This is a genomic window from Shewanella woodyi ATCC 51908 (assembly GCF_000019525.1).
GTDB lineage: Bacteria > Pseudomonadota > Gammaproteobacteria > Enterobacterales > Shewanellaceae > Shewanella > Shewanella woodyi.
In genome coordinates, this window is the sequence record NC_010506.1 from 5,923,394 (window position 1) to 5,935,403 (window position 12,010).

10 protein-coding genes are annotated in these 12,010 nt (G+C 44.2%); 4 read left to right on the plus strand and 6 right to left on the minus strand.

What is annotated here, in order from left to right:
• Positions 1 to 46 precede the first annotated feature (46 nt).
• Complete coding sequence (locus tag SWOO_RS25275) at positions 47 to 1,039, plus strand: catalase family peroxidase (RefSeq protein ID WP_012327488.1); 993 nt, start codon at positions 47 to 49, stop codon at positions 1,037 to 1,039.
• Positions 1,040 to 2,033: 994 nt separating this feature from the next.
• Here the strand turns inward: SWOO_RS25275 and SWOO_RS25280 are convergent.
• Positions 2,034 to 3,143 carry a Fic family protein gene (locus SWOO_RS25280; protein WP_012327489.1) on the minus strand — a complete coding sequence of 370 codons (1,110 nt, stop codon included), beginning with the start codon at positions 3,141 to 3,143 and terminating at the stop codon, positions 2,034 to 2,036.
• 265 nt (positions 3,144 to 3,408) lie between these two features.
• On the opposite strand from SWOO_RS25280, the gene SWOO_RS25285 reads away from it, so the two are divergent.
• The 3 genes from SWOO_RS25285 to SWOO_RS25295 all read left to right on the plus strand — a co-directional run bounded on the left by SWOO_RS25285 (position 3,409) and on the right by SWOO_RS25295 (position 7,355).
• On the plus strand, positions 3,409 to 3,636 hold the full coding sequence (locus SWOO_RS25285; RefSeq protein ID WP_012327490.1) for a hypothetical protein: 228 nt from the start codon (positions 3,409 to 3,411) through the stop codon (positions 3,634 to 3,636).
• A 314-nt stretch (positions 3,637 to 3,950) separates the two neighbouring features.
• Positions 3,951 to 4,706 carry a sulfotransferase gene (locus SWOO_RS25290; protein ID WP_012327491.1) on the plus strand — a complete coding sequence of 252 codons (756 nt, stop codon included), beginning with the start codon at positions 3,951 to 3,953 and terminating at the stop codon, positions 4,704 to 4,706.
• A gap of 102 nt (positions 4,707 to 4,808) precedes the next feature.
• Positions 4,809 to 7,355: a helicase-related protein gene (locus SWOO_RS25295; protein WP_229377276.1), complete on the plus strand. Its 2,547-nt coding sequence runs from the start codon at positions 4,809 to 4,811 to the stop codon at positions 7,353 to 7,355.
• Between the two features lie 745 nt (positions 7,356 to 8,100).
• Here SWOO_RS25295 and mnmE read toward each other — a convergent pair.
• The 5 genes from mnmE to rpmH all read right to left on the minus strand — a co-directional run bounded on the left by mnmE (position 8,101) and on the right by rpmH (position 11,961).
• Complete coding sequence (mnmE, locus tag SWOO_RS25300) at positions 8,101 to 9,462, minus strand: tRNA uridine-5-carboxymethylaminomethyl(34) synthesis GTPase MnmE (RefSeq protein WP_012327493.1); 1,362 nt, start codon at positions 9,460 to 9,462, stop codon at positions 8,101 to 8,103.
• A gap of 121 nt (positions 9,463 to 9,583) precedes the next feature.
• Complete coding sequence (yidC, locus tag SWOO_RS25305) at positions 9,584 to 11,218, minus strand: membrane protein insertase YidC (RefSeq protein ID WP_012327494.1); 1,635 nt, start codon at positions 11,216 to 11,218, stop codon at positions 9,584 to 9,586.
• Positions 11,219 to 11,221: 3 nt separating this feature from the next.
• On the minus strand, positions 11,222 to 11,479 hold the full coding sequence (gene yidD, locus SWOO_RS26195; protein ID WP_012327495.1) for a membrane protein insertion efficiency factor YidD: 258 nt from the start codon (positions 11,477 to 11,479) through the stop codon (positions 11,222 to 11,224).
• Entirely contained in the window at positions 11,446 to 11,799 is a 354-nt protein-coding gene (rnpA, locus tag SWOO_RS25310; protein WP_157582146.1) for a ribonuclease P protein component, read from the minus strand. Before rnpA ends, yidD begins: the two co-directional genes overlap by 34 nt.
• Before the next feature lie 24 nt (positions 11,800 to 11,823).
• A complete protein-coding gene (gene rpmH, locus SWOO_RS26200) occupies positions 11,824 to 11,961 on the minus strand; it encodes a 50S ribosomal protein L34 (RefSeq protein ID WP_012327497.1) in 138 nt (45 codons plus the stop codon).
• Positions 11,962 to 12,010: the final 49 nt, after the last annotated feature.

Genomic DNA, 12,010 nt, shown 5'->3' on the forward strand with positions numbered 1-12,010 from the left:
TCTCTACTCTTTCTATTCTTTTTAGCTGTTCTATAAAGGGGTTATCATGGATTCATATCGTCTTGTTTCGTTTATAAATACCTGCTTACTGACAGGTGTCACCGTGCTTTCATCTTCTGTATTCGCTGCTGATAGAAGCAGTGCTGAGCTGGTGGATGCCGTCAATGGCACGCCTGATTCAGCCAGTCGTGAGGCGGGTAAAAAAGTTAAATTGCGCAATCATGCGAAGGGTTTTTGCACTTCAGGGTCGTTTATTCCTAACCCTAAACTGCACAACACCTTGGCTATTCCCTTTTTTAAACAAGCAGAAATACCTATCACCGCACGTTTCTCCCTTGGTGGGACAAATCCACATGCATCGGATAGAGGTGCGGGGCGCTTTATGTCGCTTAAGATTGATGGTGACAAGGAGAGCCTTAATTTTGTGACGACTAATTCTCCGGTCTTTTTTGCCAGTAATTTGGAGGAGTTTTTCAACTTTCAAACAAAGGTGAAGCAGGGAGCTGAGGGTAAACAATGGCTTGTGGATAATCAGCCAAATGCTAAAGCGTTTTTTGATTACATCAAAACCTTGCCGCCGAGTGCCAGTTTTGCCAATAGCCGCTATTTTGGGGTTAACAGTTTCCTGTTTAGTGCAAATAATGGCGATATTAAGCCTGGACGTTGGAGTTTTGAACCGGTTGATGGAGTGGTTAATCTTAGCCAAAACCAGCTTGATAAGTTACCAAACAACTTCTTAAAAGATGAATTGTTAACTCTTATTCAACAAAAGCCCGCTATCTGGGATCTTTATATTCAGTTAGCAGAGCCCGGTGATGAGATTAACGACCCCACAGTATTATGGCCTGAGACACGCCAACGCCTGTTAGTCGGGCAAGTGTTGATTGATGGCAGCAGAGACAGTGAGAGTGCAACTATGCAGTGTGACAGGGGAATATTTAACCCGGTACTATTGCCTGAAGGGATCAAACCTTCTGCTGACCCCATATTAAATGCTCGCACTCCCGCCTACATTGAATCATTTATCCGCCGCCAATAGTCAAAAATCTATTCGCCTCATATTATGAGGCGAATAGGATTCCTAATTGCCTCATTACCTCTATTTTTCTTAGTAAAACTTACTTAAGTACCTGTACAAAAATAAAGTCGGTCATCAAAAATAGAACGGCTAAACGCCTAAAGAGATAATCTAAGCTATCACCACAGAGAACACGGAGCTCTCAGAGAAAAGCAAAATCGAAGATACTATCTGCTTTTTAAAGATAAGGTGTCGATGTGGCTATGGCTTCCAAAGCAAGATGAGCTTTTACAGCATTAAAGCTATCTACCACGGAGAACACAGAGGGAGCGGAGAAAAGCCAAATCGAAGAAGTGAGTCATGGCTCTACCAACAGGTGTAGATACGGCTGCGAGTTTTTAAAACAAGATGAGCTTTCACAGTATTAAAGCTATCACCACGGAGAGCACGAAGAACTCGGAGAAAAGCCAAATCGAAGAGATATAAGTGGCTCTACCAAAAGGTGTCGATGCGGCTACGCTCTTCCAAAACAAGATGAGATTTCACAGCATTAAAGCTTATCACCACGGAGAACACGGAGAAAAGCCAAATCGAAGAGACATAAGTGGCTCTACCAAAAGGTGTAAGTGAGACTGAGACCTTATATTTCAAGGATGAAATAGTAGAGCGCCCATGGATGGGTTTATAGCGTGTTGAAGGATTACTTGCACGTAACCCCGCTGGAGGCGATTAACACCAATAAGGTTATGACTTTAAATTACCAACCAAGTACCAAAAAATGATGAGAATTATATAGTTAAAGCTAAAGGCCGCTTCGTCGGTGAAGCTAATAAGGCCTGCTGCAAGCAATAAATATCAATGAAGCCATGGTTCACAACTATCGACCAAGTACCAAAATCCAGATGAGAATTAGATAGTTAAAGCGATGAAATAGCTTCATCGTTGAAGCTAACAAACTTCAAAGTAAAAATGAAAGCCAAATGAAACCAAAACCTAACCAGAAAAGCTATTTGCGTTACTTGCTAGCTAGCAAGTAACGGGTACTTCGCCCACCAGCATCGGCCTTAACCAAACACTTTTGTTCAACTAACTGGGCTAAATGACGTGTGGCTGTTGCACGGCTTACTTTAGCGACCTTTTGGTACTGGCTACTGCTAATTCCAAGCTCAAACTCACCGTCTAAAAGCCGATTAAGCACTTTGACTTGCTCAGTTGTCAGCTTTTTACCACTTAATGTCTGATCGACTCGTTGCCAGTAGTTGGTTTTGGCTATAGTTTGCGCTATATCGTCTAATGATTTTTGTAAACTCGCGTTGAGTGTATCTAAGAACCAGACAAGCCAAGTTGTTATATCGAGTTCACCTTTCTGGCTTGTTTCTAGCATCTCGTAATAGGCTTGGCGGCGCTCTAACACAGTAACAGACATGGCATAAAAACGGATTGACCTGTGTTCAGCTTGGGTTAGGGCTAAGTCTGTAAGTAGTCGAGTTATACGGCCATTACCATCATCGAGAGGGTGCAAGGTCACAAACCATAGATGTGTAATTGCCGCACGAATTAAGGGATCTAGATCAGTATCGTGACGAGAGTGATTAAACCAAGCAATAAACTGCTCAAGTTCTCCATCGAGTATTGAGCGAGGAGGCGCTTCGAAGTGTACTTTGGGCTTATCTATACGGCCCGATACCACTTGCATTGGCTCCTCTCCCCGTAAGGTTCCACCTTGGATAGAGTTAAATAGACTATGGCCTTCAGGGAATAGTAGATGATGCCAGTTTAGTATTCGCGTTAAGGTTAACTCTGATTGCCAATTTTGCAATGCATCTAAGGTCATCTCTGCCAGGCCATCAGTTTGCACTGTGGTGGGGAATGGCTTTTTGTCACTGACACCAAGTTTATTGGCTAAGGATGAGCGTACCGAGAAGGCATTGAGCTTTTCACCTTCAATAGCGCTTGAATGTATGATGTTCGCCAAAAGCGTATCGAGTGTGATTTGGACTGAAGGGTCTTGATCTAACTTGCCAAGAAGTAGACCTTGATTGAAGTTAATCTGACGCAGTAACTGCGAGACTTTGCTGCTATCCCAATGAAAATTAGGCCAATCAGCCTGCTGCCAAATCCACATATCTATCGCCTTGAGTCGAATACACTCTTTATTCTACTCACTATATGAGTAGAATAACAACTTATTCGCCTCACTTTATGAGGCGAATAGGGATCCTAATTGCCTCATCACGACTGTTTGTTTGCGTAAAGCTTGTCTGAGTATTTGCAAAAAATCTGAGTCGGTCATCAAAAATAGAACGGCTAAACGCCTAAAGAGATAATCCAAGCTATCACCACAGAGAACACAGAGGGAACGGAGAAAAGCCAAATCGAAGAAGTGAGTCATGGCTCTACCAAAAGGTGTCAATGCGGCTGCGAGTTTTCAAAACAAGATGAGTTTTTACAGCATTAAAGCTATCTACCACAGAGAACAAGGAGAAAAGCCAAGTCGAAGAGATATAAGTGGCTCTACCAAAAGGTGTCGATGCGGCTATGACCTTCCAAAGCAGGATGAGGTTTTACGCAGTGAAACTCTTCGAATGAGAGATAGGGATATCGAACTGGCTGTTTAACATGGACGTTATTGGCTTTGGTAGAGCTTACAGGGAGCGTACTTGCAGCGTGTCATAGAAGTATCGACACATAAGGGGCGTTCATTCACATCCATGTGATCACGACATTCGTATATCCATATACAGCACCTGCTGCAAGCAATAAACATCAATGAAGCTTTGGTGTTACATAAACTTCAAAGTAAAAATAAAAGCCAGATGAGACCAAAACCTAACCAGAAAAGTTATTTGCCAAACTTGTTAACCGACAAGTTCAGATAAACTAGTGTTACAATCCACCCACCTCAGGCTACACCTGCTAAAAAGCCAAACCTATGACTGAAACTAGCAAATTAAAACCAACAACAAACACAGCTGCAAACCCAACATCTAACTATAGAAAGATGACTAAGGCCTTCATCATAGGCCTACCTCGATCTGGTACAACAAGCGTTAGCGTGGCACTGCTTGAGCATGGTTTTAAAGTGGCACATCAGGGATTCACTAAGCAGACCTTTGAGTTAGCAGATATCGTGTCTGACGCTCCCTGTTTCAGTGATTACAAGCAGTTAGCTAGGTTATATCCACAAGCTAAGTTTATCTATCTCGATAGGGAGCTTGAGGCTTGGGTGCCATCGATGCAGATGCTACTAAGCCGTATGTTGCCTCATCTGGACCGCAAAACTGGGCGTTTTCATCCCATTTTAAAGCGTAGTTTTAGCCACAGTTTTGGTGTCGGCGAGGTGAGTGACCCTATGGATGGACAACATTTAGTTGAGTGTTATCAGCGTCATAAGAAAGCCGTATTTGAGTTTTTCTGCTCAGTAGAACAGCATCAAGATAACTTTATGAGTATAAATATCAGCGAAGAGGGAAGTCTATCTAAGTTACTCAATTTCTTAAGCTTTGAGAGTGAACAAAACGCTTCTGAGATGAACTTTCCTCACTTAAACTTCCCACATTTAAACTTTCCACACTTAAATAAGGGCCGAAACGTGGCCAGCTGGGATGAGTATAAACATGGGAATAAGATCAGCAGTAATGCTGCAGGCCCTGAGAATCGTAAGTTTTTCGACTATAAATTAATTTGATTTAATCTAGCTTAGTAGCTATTCAAATTTTATTAATATGGCAGTTCAGATATTGTTTGGCTTTACCTTGTTTCCTCAACCGCCTTTGCCCGTTAGACTTGTGTGAACTTTCCCACTTTTGCCATTATCCCTATGTCCCCTAAAAGCCACCAGCCCGTACTCACCTCTCTGCCTATCGATGCTATCTATGATGACTTTAAATTAGCATTTAAAGACAATCACTTAGTGGTTGAGTCCGATACTGGATCTGGTAAGTCTACTCGTTTGCCTCTTTGGTGTGCTGAAGTGAGTAATGCAACGTCTGGTGAAAATGGTAAGGGTAAGCGGGTGCTGGTTGTGGAACCAAGACGGGTGGCTTGTTTGGCGCTAAGTGCTTTTGTTAGTGCCTTAATGCAGGAGGTTGATGGCTCTACAGATAAGGTGGGCTACGCTATACGTTTCGATTCTACGGTGACAGATAAGACCCAGATAGCCTTTGTGACTCCAGGGATTGCGCTGAGGTGGCTGTCGATGCCAAAGGGTGATGATGAGAAGGCGGGTTTAGCCTGTTTCGATACTGTGATTATCGATGAGTTTCACGAACGACGTTGGGATACGGATCTGCTACTGGCGATGCTTAAAGCTAAGGCTGAAAAAGATAAAGATCTTAGGCTGATACTGACCTCCGCCACCATAGATGGGGAGAGGTTAACTGACTATTTAGGAAGAGATTCTGCTATTGGTGCTCGCCGATTACAGGCTCAAGGAAGAAGGTTCCACGTGGAACTTAGGTATGAGGCGAAAGAGAGTCATCATCTGCCTGATGTTCGTGGTGTGGAACAGAGGGTAAAAACGGTGATATCTGGGCTTTTATCTGAAACCAGAGGAGATATTCTGGTTTTTCTTCCTGGTAAGCGTGAGATCCAATCTTGTTTGCAGGCATGTGTGTCACTGACAGCTGCACAATCACAACTTGAGTTATTTGGTCTCCATGGTGGCATCTCTGCCAATGAGCAGAAGGAGATACTGCAAAATTCGGATAAACAAAGGGTGATTTTTGCCACTAACATTGCCGAGACCTCACTGACTATCCCTGGAGTCACTGCTGTGGTGGATTCAGGACTTGAGCGCAGAACTCATCAACGAAATGGCCGTACTGTGTTGTCGTTAGCGCGGATCTCTAAAGCCAGCAGTAATCAACGTATGGGACGTGCAGGTCGAACTGAGGAGGGGATCTGTGTTCGTTTGTGGGGAATGGGGGCGCCACTGGAGGCTATCACTCCTCCTGAATTACAACGTGAAGAGCTGGTGGAACCTATGTTAGCGGCTGCTTCCAATGGTCATCTGTTAAGTGAGCTTAAGTTTGTTGATGTTATTCCAGCTAAAGCACTGGAGATAGCCGAGACTAAGCTAAGCGCGATGGGAGCAATCGACAAACTGGGAGTCATTACTCCTCACGGTATTAAGTTACTGCCACTACCGATAGATACCCAATTTGCTCACCTGATAAGCGCCATGCCTGATGATGAGAGCCGTGGCTTGATGGTAGACCTTGCTGCAGGTTTGAGTGTGTCACAACGTCTATTTGTGCTGCCAAGTTCTGAACAAGAGTTAAGAGAGCTTAATGAGTGGGAACCCATCGGCTGTGATGCTTGGATCTTAGTTAAGCTTGTTCGTGAAAAACCGCCTGAATCACTACAGGTAAATAGTGATGCCCGAAAGGAGGCGCGTTTGCTTTCGAATCAAATCCGCAGCTCTCTTGGTCTAGTATCGCTGGCTCAAGAGACCTCTGTACAAGCTGCAAGGCAAGGGTTGCGTGAATTTTGGTTACTCGAGGTGATAAAGGCACTACCTGAGTTGGCTTTTGTGCGTCGTGAAAAACGTATAACGGCGTTAGGTAATGGTTTTAGTGAGGTTCAGATAGGTCGAGATAGCCGTTTCTGCAGTGAGCTTAAAGATAGTCAGGGTCGAGAGAGCGCTGTTGCAGCTTTGGTGTTTGATCAACACTCTATTGCAGGCAAAGGCAGTAAGCAGACGCTTAATTTAGCCACGTGCATGGCACCCATTAGTGTGAAGATGCTGCTTGAGGCTGGCTTAGGTGAGGAGCGCCTTGCAGATAATCGTGAACAGGGAAGTAAACATAAACTCCTTGTACAAACCCTCTATGCTGGCAGGGTGATTGGTACTCACCTCAAGGAGGTTGAGGGGGAGCAAGCTGTTGAGGCGATAGTGCGTAGTATCAGTGTTGGGCGAATTTTTAAGGGCGTTGCAGCTCGTTTAGAACGTGATATCTCAGCTTGGAATATCTGGTTAGCATTAGGTAGAGCAGAGAGTGAGATGCCGACATTGGCACTTAACACTTACCTTAAGGATAAATTATCTGAGCTGGGAGTTGAGTCTTTTGATGATCTTGAGCTTGTAGAGCCTGAGGATCTCTTGTTTGAGGGAATACCTGAGTGGGAGCGTGAGGAGTTTGATGCCATGTACCCCTTAAAGCTAGAACTGGCTGAGCTTAAGCTGGCTGTTGAGTATCTGCCAAAACGTAAGTTGGTCACCTTAGTCTATGCCAGTGGATTAAGAAAGGGCGGTCCTAAGCGTTGGGAGTTGCCTCGTTGGCTTGGTTGGAAGATCCAATATCGTAAAGCAAGTCGCGTATTGGACATAAAATGAACCGTTTTTAAATTTTTATAAAACAGACTTGGCCCAATGATTTTTAGAAGCAGAAAAAGTTAAAAAATCAGTTTTTCAAAATACCAAAATACCTCGATGCTTTTTGCTGAGATTTAAATCTTCTATCTGTTTTTTTGAGGTAAAAATGGCCGTAAACAAGCTAGGTTCTGTTAAGGCGATTATGATCCCTTGTGGATAAAAAGATCTTTTACCGTGTAGATCACTATTTGAATCGATCTATTTGCGTATAACTTATCTACAGCGAAAATATTTTTTAATAATTATTCAGTTTTATTCAAAAGTAGATCTGTTTTTAAATAAATTAAAATCAATAGCTTACGTAACGATCTAAACAGAGGTTAAGATCTTAAGTTGACTTTGCACAGCTTGTTGATATCTCTGTTGATTGTTTTGATCAAGATCATTGAATTTTATGGGGTAGCGACAGCTGTGGGATCCTGTGGCGGGTAGTATATAGATGGAATTTTATCCACTGTTTGGGGATAAAATTTATCATTTTTTTAACCCTTGTAGATCGCTCTATTCTGAGCAAGAAAATTGATCATATTAATACTAATCAATATAGGAAGTTGATCTACTCTGAGTGTACTCTTGCCCCAGTTTAGTGGAGAGTTTTCGTCATCCTGAACTTGTTTCAGGATCCATCTTTTGTATGGTTTAGGATAAGTGTTTACGTTGGGGAGGATGAGGCCACCTGAGAATCAGATGGCACTCTTTTGCTTTGTTACTTACCGATACAGAAGCTGCTGAAGATCTTGCCGAGTAGGTCATCAGAGGTGAACTTTCCGGTAATCTCAGACAAGGCCATCTGGGTCATCCTTAACTCTTCGGCGAGCAGTTCACCCGCTAAATAGACCTCTAACTGCTCTTTGCCTATCATCAGATGGCTGCTGGCAAGATCTAGGGCTTCTAGGTGACGACGTCGTGCGATAAAGCCACCTTCAAGGTTACTCTGGTAGCCCATTAATGATTTAAGGTGCTGTTGCAGTGATTCAACGCCTAAGCCTGTTTTGGCTGAGATCTTAAATACGCTGTGGCCATGATCTTGGGTTACGGTTAAAGGCTCCCCAGTGATATCGGCTTTGTTACGCACTACAGTGATCCCTAAATTTTTAGGTAGACGGTCGATAAAGTCTGGCCAGATCTCGCGGGGATCGACCGCATCAGTTGTGGTGCCATCGACCATAAAGAGTACCTGATCGGCGGTCTCAATCTCAGCCCAGGCGCGCTCAATACCTATCATCTCGACGGTATCATCGGTATCACGAAGGCCTGCTGTGTCGATAATATGCAGCGGCATACCATCTAGGTGGATATGCTCACGTAGGACATCACGTGTGGTACCGGCGATTTCGGTGACAATAGCGGACTCTTTGCCTGCCAATGCATTCAGCAGACTAGATTTACCTGCATTGGGACGACCAGCAATCACCACTTTCATCCCTTCACGTATGATGGCGCCTTGCTTGGCACTGGCTTGTACGCTGTCGAGTTTAGTGATTATGCGATTAAGTGAGCCTGCAATCTTACCGTCAGAGAGGAAGTCGACCTCCTCGTCAGGGAAGTCGATGGCTGCTTCGACGTATAAGCGCAGGTTAGTGACCTGCTCTACGAGTTCATGTATCTGCACCGAGAACTCGCCTTGTAGTGAGTTTAGGGCGCTTTTAGCCGCTTGCTCGCTGGTGGCATCGATAAGATCGGCAATCGCTTCCGCTTGGGTCAGATCCATCTTATCGTTCATAAAGGCTTGTTCGCTGAACTCACCCGGTTTAGCAATACGTACACCGTCCACTTCCATCACACGCTTAATCAGCATATCTAGGACTATCTGGCCGCCGTGTCCCTGTAGTTCTAGAACATCTTCACCGGTAAAGGAGTTCGGGCCTTGAAAATAGAGGGCGATACCTTGGTCTATTACAGCGTTTTCGGCATCTTTAAAGTCACAGTAATCGGCATATCGTGTCTTTGGCAGGTGACCTAACACAGCCATAGCAACATCACTGGCCTTGTCTCCTGAGATCCGAATGATACCTACACCGCCACGCCCGGGAGCGGTTGCCTGTGCCACGATAGTATCTGTTGTCATTACTGTGATTCCTACATTTGGATAGTGAAAAAATGAAAGATAAAAAAAGTATATCTCTCATAAAAAGCAAAAAGCGGCCAATACCAAGTATTAACCGCTTTTTCTTAGTTGGAGTTAAGGGTTATTTTAACCCTTTTTTCTCCAAACCTGCGTAGATGTACTTCTGCTGCGCGATTGCAACTAAGTTACCTACTAACCAGTAAAGTACTAGACCTGCAGGGAACCATAGGAAGAATACGGTAAATACCACTGGCATCCACTGCATCATCTTAACTTGCATTGGATCCATTGTCGGTGCCATAGGCTGCATCTTCTGCATCACAAACATAGAGACACCCATTAAGATTGGCATCACGTAGTAAGGATCTTGTACCGAAAGGTCGGTGATCCAAAGCATGAACGGTGCATGACGCAGTTCAACACTTTCAAGCAGTACCCAGTATAGGGCGATGAAGATTGGCATCTGTAACAAGATAGGTAGACAGCCACCCATAGGGTTAACTTTCTCTTTCTTGTACAGCTCCATCATGGCTTGACCCATCTTCTGACGGTCATCACCGAAACGCTCTTTCATCTCAGCAAGCTTTGGCTGTAGATTACGCATCTTAGCCATAGAGGTGTATTGAGCTTTAGTCAGTGGGTATAACAGACCACGTACCGTTAGGGTAATAAGAATAATTGCCGCACCCCAGTTACCTACAATTGATTGGAAGAACATCAATAGTTTGTAGATTGGAACTGCTAGCCACCATAGGAAGCCATAATCAACAACCAAGTTAAGGGTTGGAGAGATAGCCGACAGTGCTGCCTGATCTTTAGGACCAACGTAGAACTGAGAGGTGATCTCTTGAGTCGCCCCAGGTGCTACATCAAAGATGGCGCCACGGAAACCTATGTTTGCCTGACCGCCAGCACTGATGCTAGAGAAGATGATGTTTTGATCGTTTGCTGGTGGTACCCAAGCAGAAACGAAGTAGTGCTGTAGCATAGCAGCCCAGCCACCTAACGTTTTCTTGTCTAGGTTTTTATCAGCCATATCTTCGAAGCTGTATTTCTCGTAACGTGTGTCTTGAGTCGAGAAAGCCGCGCCGCGATAGGTAGGCATCATCATGCTGCTTTCGCTTTTCTTGATGCTGTGTTTAATCTGACCGTACATCTGAACTTGCAGCTGCTTATCTGTCTTGTTATCGATGACATAATCGACATCTACGTCGAACTTGCCACGATGGAAGATAAACATCTTAGTGTAAGTTGCACCATTTTCAGCAACATAAGTCAGTGGCACCTCTAGAGTGTCTTGACCTGCAGCTAAGCTGTAGTTGCGTGAAGCACTGTCGAAGTGCGCGCGGCCCTTAACACTGCTGTCGATACCGTCACGGCCGATAAGTCCACTCTGAGCAATATAGTTAATATCATTAGTTTGCTCTAGTAGTACAAATGGCTCGTCATTTTCTAGCTCAAGTTTATGTTCAACTAGGGCTGAATAAACGATATCACCACCAACCGGATTAATCTTAATGATTAATTGATCAGTGTTCACTGTGATGAGATCTTTCGATGCGACAACGGCAGCAGGAAGTGCTGAGTCTGCATCGGGTACATCAGAGCTGTGAGAATCAGAAGCTGACGAAGCAGTGACAACCGATGAAGATTGAGTCGCTACTGGTTGTGGGGCTTGATCTGTCTGCCACTGTTGCCAAAGCAAAAAGCTGACAAAAAGCAGACCGATAAGCAATATATTGCGTTGAGATTCCATAGCCTATTTATTACACCTGTGTGTTTTTGGGGGGACGGGATCGATTCCGCCCGGATGCAAAGGGTGACATTTTAGTATGCGTCGTGCAGCAAGCCAACAACCTTTTACAGATCCATGCAAACGAATCGCTTCAATTGCATATGTGGAACAAGTTGGATGAAAACGGCACTTATTAGCCCCTAAAAAGGGGCTGATGAAGACTTGGTAGCCACGAATTAACGTGGTTGCTAGCCATTGTAACGGCGATTGAGTTTTCGCCATAGCTTTTCTACCAATTTATGGAGCTCTGCATTTTCCATCTCTACCACGCCATTTCTGACGAGCACAACGATATCGATAGCGGGAAGTTCGTGCTGATGCAGACGAAAATTATCTCTAATGATACGTTTAATTCTGTTTCGCTGATGGGCTTTCTTTACAAAACGCTTAGCAACAGTGAGTCCGATACGCGGATGTTGTTCAGTATTTGGAATAGCAAGTAAAGTTATTTCAGCGGAAGAAGCTTTGATGGGTTTTGAGAATACAGATTTAAATTGCGCGGGAGTTAACAAACGTAACTCCCGCGTAAAGGTGTAGCTAATAGTCACCTGATTTCCAACTTAAAATTAAGCTGAAAGGCGAGCACGACCCTTGGCACGGCGACGAGCCAGTACCTTACGGCCGCTTACTGTAGCCATACGAGCGCGGAAGCCGTGAGAACGCTTGCGCTTTAGGGTGCTTGGTTGAAAAGTACGTTTACTCATTGTGGCAATCCGTCTTTGGTAGTTAACAATCCTTACACTCAAAAAATAA